This window comes from Hymenobacter cyanobacteriorum, from assembly GCF_022631375.1.
Taxonomy (GTDB): domain Bacteria; phylum Bacteroidota; class Bacteroidia; order Cytophagales; family Hymenobacteraceae; genus Hymenobacter; species Hymenobacter cyanobacteriorum.
The window spans coordinates 282,681-303,985 of record NZ_JALBGC010000001.1 but is presented as its reverse complement, the minus strand read 5'-3'; the positions used below and the strand labels follow the sequence as shown (position 1 = coordinate 303,985).

19 protein-coding genes are annotated in these 21,305 nt (G+C 61.7%); 14 read left to right on the top strand and 5 right to left on the bottom strand.

Annotated features, from left to right (window positions below; all coding sequences use genetic code 11):
- Window positions 1-11 precede the first annotated feature (11 nt).
- Window positions 12-3,308, bottom strand: a complete 3,297-nt coding sequence (locus tag MON38_RS01385; RefSeq protein ID WP_241934338.1) for an alpha-amylase family protein — start codon at window positions 3,306-3,308, stop codon at window positions 12-14.
- The gene (locus MON38_RS01380; RefSeq protein WP_241934337.1) at window positions 3,302-3,694 is read right to left on the bottom strand and encodes an alpha-amylase family glycosyl hydrolase; all 393 of its coding nucleotides are present in this window, start codon (window positions 3,692-3,694) and stop codon (window positions 3,302-3,304) included. The genes MON38_RS01385 and MON38_RS01380 overlap by 7 nt, the downstream gene beginning before the upstream one ends.
- A 249-nt stretch (window positions 3,695-3,943) precedes the next feature.
- On the opposite strand from MON38_RS01380, the gene MON38_RS01375 reads away from it, so the two are divergent.
- Window positions 3,944-5,131, top strand: a complete 1,188-nt coding sequence (locus MON38_RS01375; RefSeq protein ID WP_241934336.1) for an alpha/beta hydrolase — start codon at window positions 3,944-3,946, stop codon at window positions 5,129-5,131.
- Between the two features lie 258 nt (window positions 5,132-5,389).
- Here the strand turns inward: MON38_RS01375 and MON38_RS01370 are convergent, their stop codons facing one another.
- Window positions 5,390-6,160, bottom strand: coding sequence for an SAM hydrolase/SAM-dependent halogenase family protein (locus MON38_RS01370; RefSeq protein WP_241934335.1), 771 nt, complete (start codon window positions 6,158-6,160; stop codon window positions 5,390-5,392).
- A gap of 122 nt (window positions 6,161-6,282) precedes the next feature.
- Between MON38_RS01370 and MON38_RS01365 the strand changes: the two genes are divergently transcribed.
- Entirely contained in the window at window positions 6,283-7,383 is a 1,101-nt protein-coding gene (locus MON38_RS01365; RefSeq protein ID WP_241934334.1) for a PhoH family protein, read from the top strand.
- Between the two features lie 127 nt (window positions 7,384-7,510).
- Window positions 7,511-7,942 carry a GNAT family N-acetyltransferase gene (locus MON38_RS01360; RefSeq protein WP_241934333.1) on the top strand — a complete coding sequence of 144 codons (432 nt, stop codon included), beginning with the start codon at window positions 7,511-7,513 and terminating at the stop codon, window positions 7,940-7,942.
- 13 nt (window positions 7,943-7,955) lie between these two features.
- Here MON38_RS01360 and MON38_RS01355 read toward each other — a convergent pair whose 3' ends face one another.
- On the bottom strand, window positions 7,956-8,891 hold the full coding sequence (locus MON38_RS01355; protein WP_241934332.1) for a phytanoyl-CoA dioxygenase family protein: 936 nt from the start codon (window positions 8,889-8,891) through the stop codon (window positions 7,956-7,958).
- A 124-nt stretch (window positions 8,892-9,015) separates the two neighbouring features.
- Here MON38_RS01355 and MON38_RS01350 point away from each other — a divergent pair, with 124 nt between their 5' ends.
- The 11 genes from MON38_RS01350 (at window position 9,016) to MON38_RS01300 (ending at window position 20,672) form a co-directional block, all read left to right on the top strand.
- Entirely contained in the window at window positions 9,016-11,292 is a 2,277-nt protein-coding gene (locus MON38_RS01350) for a ComEC/Rec2 family competence protein (RefSeq protein WP_241934331.1), read from the top strand.
- Window positions 11,293-11,510: 218 nt separating this feature from the next.
- Window positions 11,511-12,317: an enoyl-CoA hydratase/isomerase family protein gene (locus tag MON38_RS01345; protein WP_241934330.1), complete on the top strand. Its 807-nt coding sequence runs from the start codon at window positions 11,511-11,513 to the stop codon at window positions 12,315-12,317.
- Between the two features lie 124 nt (window positions 12,318-12,441).
- Window positions 12,442-12,951, top strand: a complete 510-nt coding sequence (locus MON38_RS01340; protein ID WP_241934329.1) for a sterol desaturase family protein — start codon at window positions 12,442-12,444, stop codon at window positions 12,949-12,951.
- Between the two features lie 54 nt (window positions 12,952-13,005).
- Entirely contained in the window at window positions 13,006-13,905 is a 900-nt protein-coding gene (locus tag MON38_RS01335; RefSeq protein ID WP_241934328.1) for a MerR family transcriptional regulator, read from the top strand.
- Between the two features lie 226 nt (window positions 13,906-14,131).
- Complete coding sequence (locus tag MON38_RS01330; RefSeq protein ID WP_241934327.1) at window positions 14,132-14,677, top strand: sigma-70 family RNA polymerase sigma factor; 546 nt, start codon at window positions 14,132-14,134, stop codon at window positions 14,675-14,677.
- Window positions 14,678-14,876: 199 nt separating this feature from the next.
- A complete protein-coding gene (locus MON38_RS01325) occupies window positions 14,877-16,352 on the top strand; it encodes a phytoene desaturase family protein (RefSeq protein WP_241935088.1) in 1,476 nt (491 codons plus the stop codon).
- A 104-nt stretch (window positions 16,353-16,456) separates the two neighbouring features.
- Window positions 16,457-17,299: a phytoene/squalene synthase family protein gene (locus MON38_RS01320; protein ID WP_241934326.1), complete on the top strand. Its 843-nt coding sequence runs from the start codon at window positions 16,457-16,459 to the stop codon at window positions 17,297-17,299.
- Window positions 17,300-17,502: 203 nt separating this feature from the next.
- Entirely contained in the window at window positions 17,503-17,976 is a 474-nt protein-coding gene (locus MON38_RS01315; RefSeq protein ID WP_241934325.1) for a hypothetical protein, read from the top strand.
- Between the two features lie 213 nt (window positions 17,977-18,189).
- Window positions 18,190-19,041, top strand: coding sequence for a 4-hydroxy-3-methylbut-2-enyl diphosphate reductase (locus MON38_RS01310; RefSeq protein ID WP_241934324.1), 852 nt, complete (start codon window positions 18,190-18,192; stop codon window positions 19,039-19,041).
- Window positions 19,042-19,149: 108 nt separating this feature from the next.
- Window positions 19,150-19,776, top strand: a complete 627-nt coding sequence (locus MON38_RS01305; protein ID WP_241935087.1) for a fatty acid desaturase — start codon at window positions 19,150-19,152, stop codon at window positions 19,774-19,776.
- 254 nt (window positions 19,777-20,030) lie between these two features.
- Window positions 20,031-20,672, top strand: coding sequence for a TetR/AcrR family transcriptional regulator (locus MON38_RS01300; RefSeq protein WP_241934323.1), 642 nt, complete (start codon window positions 20,031-20,033; stop codon window positions 20,670-20,672).
- A 185-nt stretch (window positions 20,673-20,857) separates the two neighbouring features.
- Here MON38_RS01300 and MON38_RS01295 read toward each other — a convergent pair whose 3' ends face one another.
- Window positions 20,858-21,238 carry a heavy-metal-associated domain-containing protein gene (locus MON38_RS01295; RefSeq protein WP_241934322.1) on the bottom strand — a complete coding sequence of 127 codons (381 nt, stop codon included), beginning with the start codon at window positions 21,236-21,238 and terminating at the stop codon, window positions 20,858-20,860.
- Window positions 21,239-21,305: the final 67 nt, after the last annotated feature.

Below are 21,305 nucleotides of genomic sequence, written 5' to 3'. Positions count from 1 at the left end.
CACCTCACAACCTACTCCCGCACCACGCACAGGCGCTGGGGCACGTCATCAGCACCGGTTAGCGTCACCACGTACACGCCCGGCGCAGCCTGGCGCAGGAAGCTGCCGAGCTGTTCGGCCAGGGCCGCGCGGGAGGCGGGCGCGGGAGCCAGCAGCGTGCGGCCCATTACGTTGCTAAGCGTGAGGCGGAGCGGAGCGTCATCGGCCAGGGCGGGGCCGCCGAGCAGCTGCAGCGGCTCGCCGTGGCTGGGGTTGGGCAGCAGCACGTAGGGGCTGGCGGTGCTGGATACATAGACTACCGGGCTGAAACTGGTGCGGCCGTCGAGGTCGCGCTGGCGCAGGCGGTAGTAGGCGGCGGTGGGGGATTCGGTATCGTCGTAGCTGTAGGTGGCGGGCGCGTTGCCACCACGGGCCGGCACGGTAGCAAGGCGGCGGAAATCGGAGCCGGTGGCCGACTTTTCGAGTTCGAAGCCGGCGTTATCCTTTTCCATCGCCGTGGCCCAGGTCAGGCGCACGGTGCCGGCGCTGGCGCGGCGGCCTTCGAAACGGGTGAGGGTGACGGGCAGCGGCGCGGTGCTGTTGCCGAGGGCGAAGGCCGAGAAGGTACTCACGCCGTTGCGGGTAGCCGTGAAAGGCCCGCTGCCGGTGATGGTGGCCCGGCCGATTTCCGCCCAGGTGTTGCCGGTGTTCGCATCATTATGGTACAGCGTGCCCTGGCTGGGCACGAAGCCCGGGTTCTGGTCGGCGGCGTTGTACTGGAAAGTCATGCTCACCACCGGGCCGGTGGCCAGAGCGGGCGTCACTTCCCAGGTGCGGTTCACAAATTCGTTGGCGCGGGCGTAGGGTGCGCCGCTGGTGCCATTGGTCAGCACGCCGCTGAAGGTACGCACTTGGAAGGTGGTGCCGGTGCCGCTGTTGGCCAGCGTGAGGGGCGTGAACGAGGCTGCTGTACCCACTGGGAACGTCACCGCGCTGCCGTCGCCCGGCACGGGCCGCACCACGAAACCGCCGCCGGCCGCCACGTCGGGCGTAATCACGTAGCGGCTGGCATCGACGCCCGCGATGGTCGCAGCGCTGCCCAGCGTCAGGTTCTGGTTGTCGAGCAGCAGGTGGCCGGCTGTGAAATTCAACGCGCCGCTCACGTTCACGGGGCTCAGCAGGCGCACGTTGGCGGCATCGTTGATGGTCAAATTGTTCAATGCCAACGCTGTGCTGCCGCCGGTGCTTAGCGTCTGCTCGGTGCTGCCGTTCAGTTCCAGCGTGCCGGGGCCGGCGAGGGAACCGGCGGCCAGCACGTTGCCGCTTACGCGCAGGGTGGTGCCGGCGGCCAGCATCAGGCTCGCGCCATTTTCGATGGTGAGGCTACGGGCGGCCAGGGTGCCGGCCGTGAGGGTGGGGGCGAAAGCAGTGCCCGCCGGTACCAGCACGTCGGTGCTGGCGGTGGGCACTACGCCGGCTTCCCAGTTGCGGCAGTCGGCGGGGTCGGCCGAGTTGTCATTGCTGGTCCAGATGGCCACCTGGTTGGTGGGGGCAATGGCGGTGCGGGTGTTCACGGTGGCGGGCGCGGTGTAGCTCACCTTCACGTAGGCCCGCTGGCCGGCGGTGGTGGCGGTAGTGTTGCGCACTTTCAGGGCCAGCCAACCAGTGGCGGTGGGCGTATAGCTGCCGCTGAAGGCCTTGGTGTCGCTGGTGCTATTCAGCAACTGGCCGCGCAGGTCGTACACCCCGACGGTGAGGCTGCGGCCGGTGACTTCCGGCGTGAGCGTATAGGTGACAGGCTGGCCGGCCTGCACGAAGATTTTGCCCACCAGCCGGGTGTTGGTCGAGTTCGAGGGCAGCGCGCCGCCCTGGCCCAGGCCGCCGCAGTTCAGGTCGCCGAGGTCGTCGGCCATTTCCCATTCCTGGGTGGTTTCGTTGGCGCGGGGCGGCGTGTAGGTCGAATTGTCCTGGCCCACCGGGGCCCACACCGAGTAGCCCCGGCGGCCCAGCAGGGCGTTGCCGTTGCAGGGCGGCGTGTTGATGCGCACGCGCTTATCGGCCGGCACGGTGTACGTGTACGAGCCGTTAGCCCCCGAATAATCCTTGAGCACGGTGCCCGGCGCAAAGTCCGAATCCACGTAGTTTTCCTGCCAGTCGTTGTAGTTGTCGTTGATGCCGATGATGGCCTTGGTGCTGCGCTCGATGATGAGGTGGTCCTGCGCCTGGTAACGCACTTTGTAGTCGCCATCCTTGAACCCCAGGTGCTGGTGGCACCACAGCAGGTTCACGAGGTCGGAGCGGGTGGGCAGGTCGGTGGTGGAGGTGGGCACGTGGGCGTAGCGCTTGCCCGTGCCACCGAGGTTAAACAGGTCTTCGATAAAGATGTGCGGGTTTCCATCCACGGCAAAGGCGATGGCGTAGGCCGCCGACAAGCGCGGGTCGAACGGGTCGATGTGCGGGGCCAGCTCCGAGCCGGTGTTCCAGCCGGTGTAGTTGCCGCTGCCGTCGAGTTGGGGCCGGAAGGTGTCGTGGTTGTTCACGAAAGGCGCGGTGCGGTGCACGTAGGTATTCGAGTTGGCGTAGAAGGCCACGCGCCGGTCCTGCTGCTGGTTAGGCACCTGGCCCAGGTCGTAGCCGCCGCCACTGCTCACCATGTTATAAATGGACTCGCGCAGGCCGAAATCGAAGGCGCCCATCAGGAAATCCTGGCCGCCGTTCTGGCTTTTTACCTTGTCCACGTAGGTGTCGAGGTCCCCCTTGCCGCCCACGTATTCACCCACGTTGAACATGCTTTCGCCGCCGTTGGCCCAGCCGGCGTTGTACTTCAGGTTGAAGCTCAAATCCTGCTGCGCGTTGTAGCTGAAGTGCTTCACGGCATCCCAGCGGAAGCCGTCGACGCCGGTCTGCTTCTTCATCCACACAATCCAGTTGCGGGCCTGGGTCTGGCTGTAGCCCGGGCCCTGGGCCGGGTTGAATGCGCCCGGAAACTGGGCCAAATAGTTGGGGCTGAGCGGGCCGTAGCCATCGGTGCTGCTGTTGTTGTCGGTGTCGTTGCCGAAGCAGAAATCGGGGCCGAAAAAGGTGCCGGCCTGGTCGCCGTTGGTGGTGTTGTGGCCCAGGTGCGGGTGGAAGTTGGCGTAGTTTTTCGGCCAGCGGCCCTGGCGGGCGGCGTAGGCCGCGCCGTTGTCGGCACCTTCGGGCAGCGGCGTGGCGAAGGAGCTGAACCGGAAGGTTTTGTAGCCGCTGTTGCTAGCCAGTGAGAAGGTGGGCTCGGGGTCTTGGCCGCCGTCGCCGCCGTTGGTGCCGGCCCCGTCGGTGTGGTTCAGCACCACGTCCTGAATCCTTCAATGCCATTGGCGTGCAGCACGGCCACGAGGCGCAAGAACTCGTCCTTCGAGCCGAAGCGGGTGCGCACGTCGCCCTTCTGAAACTTGTCGCCGAGGTCGTAGTGGTCGAAGGGCGAGTAGCCCACGTCGTTGGTGGCGTTCTTGTTTTTGGGCGTAGGCGGCAGCCACACCGCGTCGATGCCCATTTCCTTCAGGCGCGGGGCCATTTCCGTCAGGTAGTCGGCCCACTTAAAGCGGTAGGTGTCGTTGTAGTAGTCCCACCAAAAGGCCTGGAGCACAACCTTTTTTACGGTGGTTTGGGCGGATGCCGGCAGGCTGCCCAATTGGGCAAGCAGCCACAGCGCCAGCAGGGCGTAGCGTTTTCTCATCGGATAAGCGGAAGCAACGAATGCTGAGTGGGAATAGTGGCAGCGAATTTACGACGGCTCAACTCTACAAACAAGGTAAACTCCTATTTATGAGTGTGCTAAGGTTTGCGCACATGCGTTACGGTTGTGCTTACTGAAACACCTGTTTGCCAGAAATAATCCCCTTCCGTTAACCCTGCTCGGGCCGCCGTCGTAAACCGGCCACCAACACCTGTTCTTCATACTTTCATACTTTACCGTTCTTCTTTCATGAAGCGCCCCATTTCCCGTCCGGCCGCCCTTGCGTGGCTCGCCGCTCCAGCTTTGGCCGGAGGCCTGTTCCTGAGCAGCTGCAACAGCCAGCCCACCGCCACCGAAACCGACAAAACCGCCACGGTTGTTTCGGAAGAAACCAACGCCGCTTCCGACAGCAGCGCCGTAACGGCCAAGGCCGATAGCACCGGCGGCATGGCCGGCGCCGTGAAGCCCACCGGGCCCAAGCCCGCCTGGGGCCCCAACATTGGCCCCGAGATGCAGGCCGTTATTGAGCAGCTGATGAGCTTCAAAAACAAGCCGCTGCCGTCGCTCACCGCCGCCCAGGCCCGCAAGCAGCCCAGCGCCGCCGACGCGGCCATGAAGCAGATGCGCGCCAGCAACATCCCCGCGCCGCCGCTGAACTGCGACACCGCCACGCAAACCATCGCGCCCGGCCTTAAAGCCCGCGTGTACACGCCCAAGGGCGGCACGGCTCCGTACCCGGTTATCGTGTATTACCACGGCGGCGGCTGGGTTATTGCCACCAACGACACTTACGCCGCTTCGGCCCAGGCCCTGTGCGAGCAGGTGGGCGCCGTGGTGGTTTCGGTGGAATACCGCAAAGCGCCCGAGCATAAATTCCCCGCTGCCCACGACGATGCCTTCACCGCCTACCAGGCCGTGCTGAAAAACGCCGCCAGCATGAAAGGCGACCCCAACAAAGTGGCCGTAGTGGGCGAAAGCGCCGGCGGCAACCTGGCCTGCAACGTCAGCATTATGGCCCGCGACAAAAAAGTGGCCCTGCCCAAGTACCAGGTGCTGGTGTACCCCATCGCCGGCTCCGACATGAACACGGCTTCGTACCAGGCCAACACCGAAACCGCGCCGCTTAACAAAGGTGGCATGGGCTGGTTCTTCAAGAACTACCAGCGCACCGCTGCCGACTTGAAGGACCCGCGCATCAACCTCGTAGCTGCTAACCTGAAAGGTCTGGAGCCCACCACCATCATCGGGGCCGACTACGACCCGCTTACCACCGAAGGCAAAACGCTGGCTGATAAGCTTACCGCCGCCGGTGTGAAAGTGAACTACAAGAAATACGACGGTACCACGCACGAGTTCTTCGGCATGGCTGCCGTGGTGCCCCAGGCGAAAGATGCCCAGGGCGTAGCTGTAAGCGACCTGAAAGGCGCGCTAAAGTAAGTGGTTTGGTCGTCTGTCATTGCGAGGCCGCAGGCCGTGGCAATCCTTCCTTTTCAAGCGACTAACCTAATAATGTGAAAAGCCCCGGCACTGCAAAGTGTCGGGGCTTTTGATTTTCAGAAAACGTCAGGCTCCCCTCTCTTTTGGAAAGGGGCAGGGGATGAGATTTCACGGCAAATGCTTTGGCACATCTCAAGGCTTTCCGCATCGAGAGGAAGGATTGCCGCGCTTCGCTCGCAATGACAGGCGACAGCCAATCTACTCCGCCGCAAACCGCACGTCCACCTGCGAGTCAAAATTTAGCCCCAGCAACTCCGACGCGTTGCCTTGGCAGATGCCCAGGCACAGGAAATTCTGGCTGTTGAACACCACCACGGCCTCGCCGGGCGGCACGGCTGAAAAGTGCGGGTGCAGGTCGCGCACCACATCGCGGCCGAAATGAATGGCCAGCGGCCGGCCGTGGCCCACGGCTTCCACGGCCGTGCGCGAGATGTTGGTGACGAGGTTGCCGTAGTGGTCGACGTGCGCCACGTGGCCGGTGATGCGATGGTCCTGCAGGCGCAGCTGGCGGTTGTTGAGCTGGTGCTGGGTCGTTACCAGAGGCCCCAGGGCGGTCAGCAGTGCGCCCTGGGCCAGGGCCACGGCGGCGGGCAGCAGTACATCGCGGGTGGGGGAGGCCGTGATGGCGGCCGGCAGGGCCACCAGGTTTTCGGGCGTGCCATTGGCCAGCAGGGCCAGAATGCCGTTGTCGCCGGTCACGAAATAATGGCCTTCAAGTTCGGCGGCCAGCCAGCCGGGCTCGGGGCCTGCGCCGTGGTCGGCCACGCCCACCACGTGCACTGTGCCCACGGGGAAATCCCGAAACACACTTTGGAGAACGTGAACGGCGTGCGCGATGTTAAAGGGTTCGACGCCGTGGCTGATGTCGACCACCGGAACCGCCGGGGCCAGGTGCAGCAGCCGCGCCTTCAGGGCCGCCACGTAATGGTCGCGGTAGCCAAAATCGGTGAGCAGCGTAATCAATCCCATGCCGGTGTTCCGTAGTTTTTCGTAGTATTGTTTGGCCGCCCGAATCGGGGCAAAAGTAGCCGGTTCGGGCCGAAAACGGGCCGTTTTTCCCACTCCCTTTCTCTTTCCCCCTCTCTTCCAACTTGGTCGAAAAAATCATCACCCTCGAAAACATGTCTTTGGTCGATTTCCTCGGCCCCGACAACCAGAATATCCGCCAGCTGGCCGCCGCGTTTCCCGGCTCCAAAATCATCAGCCGCGGCAACGAAATCAAAATCCAGGGGCAGACGGAAGTCATCTCCCGCATCAACGACATCCTGTCTTCGCTCATCGAGCACTACCATCAGTACGGTTCCATCACCGATAAAACCGTCAACCAGTACCTCTCGGCCACTTCGGAAGAAGCCGAAGGCCGGGTGTTGGCCGCCTCGCCCGACGTCATCCTGTTCGGCGCGAAAGGCGGCGTTATCAAAGCCAAAACGCCCAACCAGCAAAAGCTGGTCGACACCGTGATGGCCCACGACCTTACGTTCACGCTCGGCCCGGCTGGTACCGGCAAAACCTACATTTCGGTGGCGCTGGCCGTGCGCGCGCTCAAGAACAAGGAGGTGAAGAAAATCATCATCTCGCGCCCCGTGGTGGAGGCCGGTGAAAGCCTGGGTTTTCTGCCCGGCGACATGAAGGAGAAGGTTGACCCCTACCTGCGGCCGATTTACGATGCTTTGGAAGACATGATTCCGGCCGAAAAGCTGAAGTTTTACCAGGAGAATAAAATCATCGAAATTGCCCCATTGGCTTACATGCGCGGCCGCACGCTGAACAACGCCTTCGTGCTGCTCGACGAAGCCCAAAACACCACGCCCTCGCAGCTGAAGATGTTCCTGACCCGCATGGGCCCCACGGCCAAGGTGATGGTGAACGGCGACCGCAGCCAAATTGACCTGCCCACCCGCCAGAAGTCGGGCCTGATGCAGGCGCTCGATATTTTGAAGAATGTGAAAGGCATCGGCTACGTCGAGATGACTTCCGAGGACGTGGTGCGCCACCGGCTGGTGAAGGAAATCGTGGAAGCCTACGACAAGTTCGACACCGAGGAGCAGGTGCGCCAGGCCCAGGCCAACGGGGCCACGCGCCGCGACGAGCGCCACGAGCGTCGCCTGCGCGAGCAGGGCCTGCTGGATGATGTGCAGCCGACGGCTTCGGAGGAGCCGGAGTTGCCCGTGAACCACGAGCAGGCGCTGTAATTTTTAACTGTTTGTCATCCTGAACGCAGCGAAGGACCTTATCACGTTCGAACTCTTTGTTCAAGCGTGATAAGGTCCTTCGCTACGCTCAGGATGACAGACTTTTTTAACTCCATATCAGACCACCATGCCCGCCACCGCCTACCGCATCACCGACCTGCGCGACCTCGACGCCGCCTTCACCATCCGCGAGAAAGTATTCGTGGAAGGCCAGGGCGTGCCCGCCACGCTCGAAAACGATATTCACGACCGCACCGATGCCCGCCACTACCTGGCCCGGGCCGAAGATGGTACGCCTGCCGGGGCCGCCCGCTGGCGCGAAACCGACAACGGCGTGAAGCTGGAGCGCTTCGCCGTTCTCGAAGGCTTCCGCAACCAGCAAATTGGGGCGGCGTTGCTTCACGCCGTACTGGCCGATGTGCAAGCCGAGCTACCTGACGCCGAAGTGTACCTGAACGCGCAGCTGCGGGCCGTGCCGTTTTATGAGCGGCACGGGTTTCGGAAAAAAGGGGAAATGTTTGAAGAAGCAAATATTCAGCACTACAAAATGGTGCTGTAGCGTGCCGTCTTCGCTACAGCAGCGCCGGCCGCTGCGTGATTTCGTGATAGCAGATGTGGGCCCGGCTGAAGTAGTGGAACACCATGCTTTTGCGGGTGAGGGCCGGGTCGCGGTGGGGTTCGCCGCCGTGCATCAGGTTGGCGTGCCAGATGAAGACGTCGCCTTTGCGGGCCAGGAAAACCTGCTTTTGCAGCCCTAGTTCGGCTACCCGGCCGGCAATAAACCGCTCGTACTCGGCGTAGTCCTTATCGCCAATGAGCCAGTCGGTTCCCTCGTTCCGGTAGTCAGCATTGAGATAGTAGGGGAGCTGATGGCTGCCGGGGTAGTAGTGCAGCGGGCCGTTGTCGGGCGTGATGTCCTCCAGCGCCACCCAGGCCGCCGCCATGCCGCCCAGCGGGAAGGTGCTCATGTGAATGCTGTCGGAATGCGTGCGCTGCTGGCTGCCGGTGAGGAAGTTAATGCTTTGGAACAGCGTGGCCTCGTGGCCCAGCAGCGCGCCTACCAATTCGCGCAGTGCGCCCTCGCCCGCTGCCCGGATGCGCGCCGACTTCCGAAACGCAAACATGAACTTATTCACGTAGCGCACGCTGATTTTTCGGCTGGCAATGAGCTGGTGCAGTTCCTGGTTGATGCCGTCGACGGCCTCGCCGCTGAGGAATCCCGGTAGAATGGCAAAGCCGTTGTCCTCGAAGGCTCGCAGGTTGGCTTGGCTAGCTTCCGGTAGCGCCCGAAAGGCCGGGCTGGCCGCCAGCCGCTCGGCCAGCGGGCGCACACCGGGCAGGCCGGCATTGGCAGGCAGGCCGGCAAAATCGCGGCTGCTGATGGGCGAGAAATAACTTTTGCGCAACCCCAGCCTCTGGTAGATGGCCAGGTTGTGGGCCAGCCGGCGGCGCTGGAAAACGTTGTAGGCGGCGTAGCTGAGCTTGAGGCGGCGCAAAAAGGAAAACATGGAAGAAGCGGGGTTTCGAAGCTCCAAGTTACGAAGGCAAAGAAGGGTCCGGCGTTGAGCTTGGCCGATTCGGCCCAAACCGCTACATTGCCAGCCCAATACCTTTCTGCTTTCTACCGCTTTGATGATTACCTGGGCCACTTTTCCCTTCGTGCGCTATACCCCGGCGCTCATTCTCGGCATTGTCGGCTACCTCTATTTCGGTGCGGCCTGGCCTGAACTGTGGCCCATCACGGTGGCACTAGCCTGCCTTAGCCTCGGCCTCACGTTCTGGGCCGTGCGCCAGCCGCGCCCCGCTGCCACCGATGCGGCCGGGTTGCTCTCGCTGCTCACCATCGTAGCTCTCGGCGCTACCCTCACCCAGCGCGCCACCGACAGCCGGCGGGCCGACCACATCTACCGCTTCGGCGACCAAATCGAAGCCTACCAGGCCGTGGTGGACGAGGCCCCTGTGGTGCGGGCTGCTACTTATGCCACCACGCTGCGGGTGCGGGCCGTGCGCGTGGCCGGGCGCTGGCAGCGGGCCACCGGTGGCGTGCGAATATCCCTGCCCCGGGTAGCCGGCATCTTGCAGCCGCAGTACGGCGAAGTCTGGCTCATCGCCGGCCACCCCGACCCCAGCAAGCCCCCGCTCAACCCCGGCGAGTTCGACTACGCCCGCTACCTCGAATACCGGCAGGTGTACCACCAGCAGTACGTGCACCCCGACCAGTACCGGGTGCTGCGGTTGGCCCCCCCAAACCCGCTGGTAGCCATCAGCCTGCGGGCGGCCACGCAGCTCGATGCGGTTTTCCGACACTACATCCACGCCAAGCGCGAGTATGCCATTGCCTCGGCGCTAGTGCTGGGCATCAAGGACGACGTGGATTTGGCCACCAAGCAGGCCTACACCGCCACCGGCACCACGCACATCATGGCCGTGAGCGGCTTGCAGGTGGGCTTGCTGTTCGCGGCCATGTCGTGGGTGCTGCGCAAGCTGTTTGGGCGGGTGAAGGGGTTTCTGCTGTGGTCATCGCTGGTGGGTTTGGGTGTCATCTGGAGCTACGCGTTTCTCACGGGGCTGTCGGCTTCGGTGCTGCGGGCCACGGTGATGTTCACGGTCATCATCATCGGCCGGGCGCTGGGGCGGCAGGATTCCATTTTCAACACGCTGGGCGTGGCGGCGTTTCTGCTGCTCGTCTGGAACCCGTTTCTGGTGGCCGACGTGGGCTTTCAGCTCTCGTTTCTGGCGGTGCTCAGCATCGTGTATGTGCAGCCGCGCATTGCCGGCTGGCTCGAGGTCGAAACCTACTTCTACGCCCGCCGCCGGCCCTGGCAGCCCAAGGCCGTGCAATGGCTGTGGAAGGCCAGCGGCTGGTTTCTCGACAAGTTGTGGCAGGCCGTGGCGCTGTCGCTGGCGGCGCAGGTGGCTACGTTCGGGCTGGGGCTGTATTATTTCCACCAGTTCCCGTTCAGCTTTCTATTCTCCAACCTCGTGGCTGTACCCATTTCGAGCGGGGCCGTGTACGTGGGGCTGGCCCTGCTCGCGCTGAAAGGCTTGGTAGCACTGCCGTGCCTCTTGTGGCCCGGGCTTTTGCAGTGGCTGGATTGGCTGCCGCAAGGCGTAGCCTGGGTATTTGAGAAAATGGTATGGGCCTTTAACGAATACATCTTTCTGATAAGCCGCTACTTCTCCGGCTGGGTCGTGCGCGACATCCACGTTTCGGCCCTGCAAACCGCTCTGCTTTTCGGCATGATTGCCGCCGGCCTAGCCTGGTTCAACACCCGCCGTCTGGGCTGGCTGCGCGGCCTGGCGCTGCTGCTGCTCTGCTACGCCGGCAGCCGCGTGGCCGAAGCCCGGGCTGTGGCGCCCACCGAAGAATTTATCGTGTACAGCATTCCGCGCCGCTCGGCGGTAGGGTTCTGGCAGGGCGCGGTGGCCGAGTTCGTCACGCCCGACTCGCTGCCCCTCACCGAAACCGAGCGCACCTACCGCCTGCTGCCGGGTATCATCCGGCGGGCCGCCCGGCGCACGGCCTACCGCGTGGGCTGGCGCGGCTGCACCGTACCCGTGCAGCGCCTGCCCGACCCTGACAGCGCCACCGGCAACCCATTCTTTCGGCCCGGCCCGGTGGTGCTGGCCCGCTGGCGCGGCCTGCGGGTAGCTTTCGTTTCCAATCGCATTGCCTCGGCCACCCAGCCCACGCCGGTCGATGTGCTGGTATTGCGCCGCAATGCCCGTGTGAAGCCCGAAACCGTGGCCGCCGTGTTCGGCCCGCAGGCGCAAGTCGTTTTCGACTCTTCCTGTAAAATCTGGTATGTGGCCCGGCAGGATTCGCTGCTCCGTGCTCAGGGTTTCCGTACCTGGGACGTGACGGCGCAAGGTGCGTTCCGTTGCGCGCCGCCATTGGCCGCGCGCTGAACTCAGGCAGGCAACCACCGGCCGCAATTCCGCCGAGTTGCGCCCGAAGGCCCAATGGTCCGGTTGTCAGCCGGTTTCGGCGGCCCGGGCGGGTTCTTGGCCGAGTCGGGCAGACCATCCGTCCGTTTTTTGCGTTAATTGCCGCAGAGCATGCCACCATTTCATCACCGGCGGCATCCTTGCTACAACCATCCAGCCGCGCCGTTCCCCCGCCCCTCATGGAAAACCTGCTTACGCCCGAACTCGAAGCCCTTCGCTATATTCAGTATGATGCGGAGGACCGCATCGGTTACATCACCCTCAACCGCCCCGACAAGCGCAACGCCCTGAACGCCGACGTCGTGACCGAGCTTAAGCAGGCCTTCGAGTTTGCCGAAAACGACGAGTCAGTGAAAGTCATCGTGTTGCGCGCTGCCGGCGACGTGTTCTGCGCCGGCGCCGACCTCGCCTACATTCAGGATTTGCAGGGCTTTGGCTACACCGATAACCTGGAGGACAGCACGCACCTCATGCAGCTCTTCCACCAGATTTATACGCTTAAAAAGCTGGTAATCGGGCAGGTGCAGGGCCACGCGCTGGCCGGCGGCTGCGGCCTGGCTGCCATCTGCGACCTCACCTTTGCCGTGCCCGAAGCTAAATTCGGCTACACTGAAGTCAAAATCGGCTTTATTCCGGCCATTGTGAGCGTGTTTCTGGTGCGTAAAATCGGCGAAGCCCGCACCAAGCAACTGCTGCTCAGCGGCGACGTGGTTTCGGCCCAAACGGCCCTCGACATGGGCCTCGTCACCTTCTTGGCTTCGAAGGAGGAACTAGCTGATAACGTGCGCACCTACGCCCAGCGCCTGTGCCGCGAAAACTCGGGCCAGAGCATGGAAGTAACCAAGGAAATGCTGGGCCGCCTGCCCGAAATGGGCCTCGAAGAAGGCCTGCGCTACGCTGCCCAGCGCAACGCCGAAGCCCGCGGCTCCGACGACTGCCGCCGCGGCATCGCCGCCTTCCTCAACAAAGAAAAACTGGTGTGGTAGCTGCCCGGGGCCAATAGCCCATCGGAAAGTAGTATCTTGAACGCCGCTTTGGTCCGGAATGGGCCGGAGCGGCGTTTTTACGTTTTCCGGCAAACAACTTTTTCTTCGCAACGGTTACTTCGGCATGACTGCACTGGCCGCCCTCGGCATCACCCTCGCCACGTTCGGATTCATGGAATTCTGGGCTTGGTTCATGCACAAGTTTGTGCAGCACGGGCCGTTGTGGTTTCTGCACCGCTCGCACCATGTGCGCCACCCGCACCCGGTGGAGCGCAACGACCTGTTCTTTCTGATTTACGGCGCCATTTCTGCCGCGCTGTTCATCACCGGCGACAACGGCGGCCGCTGGTGGTTCTGGGTCGGGGTGGGCATTGCCTGCTACGGCACGGTGTACTTCTTTGTGCACGATGTCCTCATCCACGGCCGCCTGCGCTTCTGGAAAAAGTCGCAGAATACGTATCTGCGGGCCCTCAACATGGCCCACAAAACCCACCACAAAACCACCGGCCGCGACGGCTCGGCCGAATTCGGCCTGCTGTGGGTGTCGCCGAAATACCTGGAATTAGCGCGTAAAAAGCAATTAAAAATTAATCAGGAGAAGATTAAAAACGAGCCCAGGGCAGCCGAATTCTAGCGAATTCCTCCGCGCTAATTTTTACTTCTCAACTCCTAATTTTTAATTACCCCAATGGGCCATTTCTCCATCAGCGACTTAGAGCAGCTTTCGGGCATCAAGGCGCACACCATCCGGATGTGGGAGCAACGCTATGGCCTGCTGCGCCCGGTGCGCACCGCCACCAACATCCGCATGTACTGCAACGACGACCTGCGCCGCCTGCTGAACGTGAGCACGTTGTGCAGCCGGGGCAAGCGCATCTCGCAGGTGGCCTGCCTCAGCGATGCCGAGATTCAGGCGGCCGTGCTGGCCTGCTGCAACGATGCCCACGACTACCACCAGCAGGTGAATGCGCTGCTGGCCGCCATGCTCAGCTTCGACGAGCAACGCCTCAACTACCTGTTCACGGAGGCCGCCGACAAGCTGGGTTTTGAGAAAATGATGCTGTTCGTGGCCTACCCGCTGTTGCAGCGCATCGGCCTGATGTGGCTGGCCGGCACCGTGAACCCGGCCCAGGAGCACCTGCTGGCCCACCTGCTACGCCAAAAGCTGCTGGCCGCCACCGATGCCCTGCCCACCGTGCCCACCTCGGCCCGCCGCTGGGTGCTGTTTCTGCCCGCCCACGAGCTGCACGAGCTGGCGCTGTTGTTCATGAACTACACGCTGCGGGCCCGGGGCCAGCACACGCTCTACCTGGGCCAGAACTTGCCCGTGGAGGAACTCGCGGCGGTGTGCGCGACGTACCAGCCCGATGCCGTCGTCACGGTGCTCACGTCGCAACCCGAGCGAAACCGGGTGGCCGAGTTTGCCCGCGCGGTTTCGGCCAGCTGCGGCGAAAAACTGGTGGTGCTCTACGGCCAGCTGGCCCGGCAGGAGGGCCTGAAATTGCCCGAAAACTGTGTTTCGCCGGAGTTGATGACGGATTTTCTGGCGCTGATTGCCCAACATGAGCCCGAAACGGTGGCCGCGTAAGTCGCAAACTGTTTGGCGGCGGGCTGCGTACCTGAAAGCCGAAGCTTCACAAAAACATCACGGGTTGCTGCGAAGATTCGTCGGGCTAAAATAAGCGCCGGCCGTACCTTGTTGCGGCTACAGCGAAAAGTAGGCGTGCCGAGCAAAATACTTTCGGCCCGGGCTAGTCGAATTGAGGGCCGGCTCGTATATTTGTTTAACAAACGGTCACGAAAAGCTAAACAGCATGACTTCGCTCGAATTCACCTCGCAAGTGCAGAAAATTTCGCTGACGCTCCGGCCCGCCGCCATGAACTTGACGCGAGACGCTGACGACGCCAAAGATTTAGTGCAGGAAACCCTCCTCAAGGCCCTGCTGAACAAGGATAAGTTTAAGGCCGGTACCAATTTGAAGGCGTGGTTGTACACCATCATGCGCAACACCTTCATCAACAACTACAACAAGATTACCAAGCGGAGCTCCAACATCGACAGCACGGAGTATTTCCAGTATTTCAACACCGACCAGAACTACATCACCCACAACGGAGCCACGTCCGATTTTGTGGTGCGCGACATCAACGAGGCAATTTCCAGCCTCGGCACCGATTACCGCACGCCGTTCATGATGTACTACATCGGCTACAAGTACATGGAGATTGCCGAGAAGCTGCAAATCCCGATTGGTACCGTCAAAAACCGCATCCATATTGCCCGCAAGGACCTGAAAGCCGCCCTGCAGGTGTATGCGCCGGTAGGAGCCTCGGCGGCCACCGAAACGCTGGAAGACTAGCCGTTGCCGCGCCCGCGCGGTGGCCGCCGGCCTGCTGCTGCATTTGCGGCGCTGGGCCGGCGGTTTCTTTTTTGGCCGTACTTCGCTTTTTCATTCATCCCGTTTGCCCCCGCCCTTGTCTTCGTCTGCTGCCACCGCCGCCATTATTGCCACTACTACTGCTGCCAATGCTGCCATTCAGGCGGCCACCAACCCACCGGTGGGCTCGTCTAAGCAAGCCGTTGTAATCGGGGCCGGCTTTGCCGGGCTGGCGGCGGCCACCACGCTGGCCCAGGCCGGCTGGCGCGTCACCGTTCTGGAGAAAAACGAGGGCCCTGGCGGGCGGGCACGGGTATTTCGGGCCCAGGGCTTCACCTTCGACATGGGCCCGAGCTGGTACTGGATGCCCGACGTGTTCGAGAAATACTTCGCCCGCTTCGGCAAAAAGGTGTCGGACTATTACGAGCTGGTGCGCCTCGACCCTTCGTACCAGGTGATTTTCAAAGGACCGGAAGCCGTGGATATTCCGGCTAAAATGAGCGAGCTGCGCGCCCTTTTTGAGCGCTACGAGCCCGGCAGCGCCGCCCGGCTCGATGAGTTTCTGAAGCAGGCGGCGTATAAATATGAAGTCGGCATCAACCGGCTGGTGTACGCGCCCAGCCGCTCCATCTTCGAGTTTGCCGACCCGAAGTTGCTGGTCGACATGGTGCGGATGGACGTGCTGCAAAGCATGCACAAGCACGTGCGGAAGTTTTTTAAAGACCCGCGTCTACTGGAACTGGTGGAATTCCCCATCCTTTTCCTGGGCGCCACTTCGGAAAACACGCCTGCTCTCTACTCGCTGATGAATTACGCCGACCTGGCGCTGGGCACCTGGTACCCCAAAGGCGGCATGCACAAGATTGTGGAAGGCATGGTACGCTTGGCCGAGGAGCTGGGCGTACGCATAGAATACAACCAGGAGGTAACGGAAATTGTGGTTGAAAACGGCCGTAGCACCGGTGTGCGCACCGCCAGTGGCTTCCATCCCGCCGATGCCGTGGTGGCCGGGGCCGACTACCACCACATCGAGCAACAGGTGCTGAAACCCGAGTTTCGCCACTACGATGAGAAATACTGGGACTCGCGCGTGATGGCCCCGTCGAGCCTGCTGTTCTACCTGGGTGTCAACCGAAAGCTGGAAAAGCTGCGCCACCACAACCTCTTTTTCGACGAGGACCTGAACCAGCACGCCCGCGAGATTTACGAGCAGCCGCAGTGGCCCACCAAGCCGCTCTACTACGCCTCGGTACCCAGCAAAACCGACCCCACCGTAGCCCCCGCCGGCCAGGAAAACCTGTTCCTTCTCATTCCCGTGGCCCCGGGCCTGACCGACGACGAAGCCACCCGCGAACGCTACTACGACTTGCTGATGGACCGCCTCGAAAAGCACTGCGGCCACCCCATTCGCGACGCGGTGGTGTTCAAGCGCACTTACGCCCACCGCGACTTCATCGCCGACTACCACAGTTTCAAGGGCAACGCTTATGGGTTGGCTAACACGCTGAAACAGACGGCTATTCTGAAGCCTACGCTGAAGAGCAAAAAAGTGGCAAATTTGTATTTCACGGGCCAGCTCACCGTGCCTGGCCCGGGCGTGCCGCCTTCGCTCATTTCGGGGCAGGTAGTGGCGGGCGAAGTATTAAAGGAGTTTTGAATGGTGAATGTTGAGTGTTGAGTTAAGCCGTACAGGATTGTTGGCTTCTTCTGCACTCATTCTGATTCATTCAAAACTCAACATTTAACCCTCAAAACTCCCTCGTGGACCACGTTAAACTCTTCACCGACACCAGCCTGGCCTGCAGCAAGCTCATCACGGGGCGCTACAGCACCTCGTTCACGCTGGGCATCCGCACGCTCGATGAGCGGCTGCACCTGCCGGTGTATGCCGTGTATGGCTTCGTGCGCTGGGCCGATGAAATCGTGGACACCTTCCATGACCACGACAAGGCCGCGCTGCTGGCCGACTTCCGCCGCCAGACCTACGAGGCTCTGGATAGTGGCCTGAGCTTCAATCCTGTACTGCATGCGTTTCAGCACGTGGTGCGCCGCTACGGCATCGACCGCGAATTTATCGAAGCATTTCTGCACAGCATGGCCCTCGATTTGGAGGACCAGAACTACCACCCCGGGCTGTACCAGGAATACATCTACGGCTCGGCCGAGGTGGTGGGGCTGATGTGCCTGCGCATCTTTTGCGACGGCGATGCGGCCATGTTTGAGCGGCTGCGCGAGCCGGCCCGCCGGCTGGGTTCGGCGTTCCAGAAGGTGAACTTTCTGCGTGATATCCGCTCCGACTACGAGGACCGGGGCCGGGTATACTTCCCCGGTGTGGTGTACTCGCGCTTTAACGACGCGACCAAAAAGGAAATTGAGGCCGATATTAAGGAGGATTTTGAGGCCGCCTACGCGGGCATTCAGCAGTTGCCGCGCTCGGCTAAGCTGGGCGTGTACCTGGCCTACGTGTACTACCTCAAGCTGTTCTACAAAATCAAGCAGCTGCCGGCGGCCCGCATTCTGGGCGAGCGGGTGCGCGTGCCCGACAACACCAAGCTGCTGCTGCTGCTGGGTTCGTATTTCCGCTACCGGCTGGCGCGCATCTGAGGACGGTTTTGGGCCCGGCTTTTGCCTGGTTTCAGCCGTTTGCGGCCCAACGCCGTATTTTTGCTGATATGCGAATTCCCAAGGTTCTGTTTTTTGCGGTCGTTTTCGGGGCTTGGTCGTCGTCGTCGGTAGCCGGTTCGCGTAGTAGTGCCGGGCGGGCAGCAGTCGTTTGCCCATTTTCTTCCAACTCATTCCTGCATTCCGTGACGTCTTCTCCGTACCATCCTGCCAACCTGCGCCGCCATTACGAGCTGGCCGCGGCCGATAAATCAGCCGGCGAAAAATTCTACAAGCTGCTGGCCGACTATAAAGACCGCGACGGCCTGGTGCTGGCCTACAAAGGTGCTTCCGAGGCCATCCGGGCCCGCGATGCGTCGATGTTCAACAAGCTCACCTACGTGCAGGACGCGGCCAAAACCTTCGAGCAGGCCGTGAGCATCGACCCGCAAAACCCCGAAATCCGCTTCCTGCGCTTTTCGGTCGAGAGCAACCTGCCCGCCTTTCTGGGCTTGAGCAAGCACGTCGACGAAGACAAGGAAATGCTGCTGAGCGCGGCCCTCAGCCACCCCAAATCGGGCCTCGACGCGGAAGCTTTCCGAACGGTGCGTGATTTTCTGGTGGAGCGTGGCCACGTAAGCGAGGGCGAGGCCCAGAAGCTGAGCAAAGTGAAGGAATAGCCTTCCGGTAGCTCATGATTCGGCTGGTGCCGGGCGCAGCGAGTAGAGGCGGCCGGCTCAGCCCTGCAGGCGGTCCCGCTTTGCTCGTCGCAAGCTGAAGCTTACGTTACATTATGGGGTGAGGCAAACTGAAATAGGCTGGGCTAACGTATTTTCGGGCACCCAGCCTTTTTCTCGCAACCTTGCGGGCGGGTTACTGGTTACCGAGGTCCTATGCCGAACCTGTCGCTCAGCGTCCGAATTGACCCCAACTCCGGCTTTTGCTTTGGTGTAATCTACGCCATTCAAATGGCTGAAGACCTGCTCGATGAGCAGGGTTATCTGTATTGCCTGGGCGATATCGTGCACAACGATGAGGAAGTGCAGCGCTTGGAAGCCCGCGGCCTGCGCATCATCTGCCACGAGCGGCTGGCCGAGCTGCGCGACGAGGCCGTACTTATTCGGGCCCACGGCGAGCCTCCGGCCACGTATCAAATGGCCCTGGAGAACAACCTGACCCTGATTGACGCGAGCTGCCCGGTGGTGCTGAAGCTGCAGAACCGCATCAAAACCAGCTACGACAAGAAGGAGCAAATCTTCATCTACGGCAAGCACGGCCACGCCGAAGTGCTGGGCCTGCTGGGCCAGACCAGCGGCAATGCCGTGGTTTTCGAGAGCCTCGACGAGCTGCTAAGCCACGAGCTGCCCGAGAACATTACGCTCTACAGCCAGACGACCAAGAGCACCAACAGCTTTTACAACATTAAAAGCCAGCTGGAAACGCGTGGTTACCAAGTAAATGCCAACGACACCATCTGCCGGCAGGTGAGCAACCGCGACAAGGACCTGCGCCGCTTCGCCGCGCAGTACGACCAGATTGTGTTCGTGTCGGGTACCAAAAGCTCCAACGGCAAGGTGCTGTACCAGGTGTGCCGGGAAACCAATCCGCAGACGCATTTCATCTCCAACGTGGCCGAAATCGACGCGGCCTGGTTCCGGCCGGGGCAGTCGGTGGGCATCTGCGGGGCCACCAGCACCCCCATGTGGCTAATGGAGCAAGTGCGCGAGCGGCTGTTGTCACTCTAAACTTTCGGCGTGAATTCTACTGCAACCACCCCCGCCAAGCGCGTTGCGCCTGCGCCCGTCGGCACTACCGGCGTGGCCATTGGCGGGCTGATTGTGGTGCTGTGGGCCATGTTGCTGGGTTTCCTGCTGGCGCGCTACCAACCCAACTGGCACTCGCCCGCGCCCTACCTGCTGGCGCTGCTGCAAACTCACCTCTACACCGGCCTGTTCATCACCGCCCATGATGCCATGCACGGCGTGGTGAGCACCAACAAGCGCCTGAACAATGGGTTGGGTACGCTGGCTGCCGGGCTTTTTGCGTACAACTGGTTTCCCGGGCAGTTGCCCAAGCACCACGCCCACCACCGCCACGTGGGCACCCCCGACGACCCCGATTTCCACGACGGCCACCACCCGGGCTTTTTGCCCTGGTTCCTGCGCTTCGCCTGGAACTACGTAACCTGGTGGCAGGTACTGCTGATGGCCGCGACCTACAACGTGCTCAAGCTGTTCTTCCCACAGGCCAACGTCATCGCTTTCTGGATGATACCGGCGGTGCTAGCCACTTTGCAGCTGTTCTTCTTCGGTACCTACCTGCCGCACCGAGGCGAGCACGCGGCCGACAATCTGCACAAGTCGCGCAGCCAGTTCCGGCACCACCTATGGGCGTTTGTGAGCTGCTATTTTTTTGGCTATCACTACGAGCACCACGACCAGCCCTATTTGCCGTGGTGGCGGCTGTGGCGCGCAAAGTAGCTTCTCTAAGCCGCCGGTCGTGGTAAGATTCATGTAGGAAAAGGGCTTGGTAAACCGGCCGGTGAGATGGTATTGCGCCGGCTGAGGCCCGGCGGTTGAACGACGTACCGGGCCGTTTGGGGTTGAAATGTGGCCCACCGGTAGATTTATGCCGCAGGCAGAGTACACAGAACGCCACCAAACACGTTCTGGAAGCGTCTTATGGGTGAGCACCTTTCCGGCTGCTTATTCACTCCCGGTTGTTAGCCATGCTCATGCCATTCACTGCCCTCGCCGAGTCGCCCGTTGCGCTGGACCGTTCCCACATCGTTGCAACGGCGCAGACGCTTTACTTGCAGGCAGGTATCAAAGCTGTATCGATGGCCGAAGTGGCCGCCCGCCTCGACCAACCCGAAAGTGCCGTCCTCGCCCAGTTTGCGGCTGGTAAGGAAGCGCTGGTGCAGGCCGTCCTCAAACGCTACGGCGAGCAGATGCGCACCGAACTGGAGCAACTGCGTCGGCAATGCTCTACCGCGGTCGAAGAACTGCTGGCCGTACGGGTGCTGGTTAATCAGAAAATGGCGCAGGGAAATACCGCATTTTTTCGGGAAGCCGAAGCGCTGTACCCCGCCGTGTGGCAGCAGTGGCAGGCGCACCGCAACGCCTTCATGTTCGGCTTTGTGCGGGCTAACCTGTGCCAGGGCATTGCCCAGCAGCTGTACCAGGCGGACCTCGACGTGGATTTTCTCGCACGCCTCTGGCAGCAGCAAATGCGCAACCTCCGCACTGCCGATGCCGAATTTTTGCCTCCCGCCCAGATGCACCACACCCTGCTTGCGCATTTCCTGGCCGGAATCGTCACGCCCGCCGGGGCCTACGTAACCCGCCGACTGCAGGAGGCCGAACCCTTCTATTAGACTACGGCTTGAACGGCCTTCAACGGGTGGAACAGATTTTTTGTGGTTCCGCGTCGCGTGGTTTTCGTGTGGCCAGCAAGTACAAAAAGAAAGAGGCTGCTCAGATGAGCAGCCTCTTTTGCGTTTAACTGCAATCCGTTGCGGAACTACAAAAAATCCGTTCCATCCGTTTAAATCCGTGGTCCTTAGTGAACCGGATTAGTCTTCTTGCAGCAGTCGGGGAGGCGGTTGTAGGCGCGGGCATCGGCGGTGAGTTCGTCGGCATCGTAGCCGGTTTTTTGCACGGCGGTGCGCAGGGCGGCGGGGGTAGTTTTGTCGGCTTTGTACGTCACGGTGAGGACTTTGGTGGGCACATCGAGCACGGCGCTTTGCACGCCTTTCTCGTAAGCGAGGCTCTTTTCGATGCGGGTTTTGCACATATCGCACACGGCCGAGGTTTTGAACTGGGCGGTGGCAGTGCCTTTGGTGGCCGCCTGCACCGAGGCAGGAGCCGTCTGGGCCTGAGTGGCTGAAGCGACGCCAAGCAGCGTGAACAACGCGAGCGAAAGCGGGAGGAGGAATTTCATAATTGACATGTGAAAGCGGGTGACGACAGCCTAACAAAATTACTGCCGGAAAAATTGATTGTGCGGT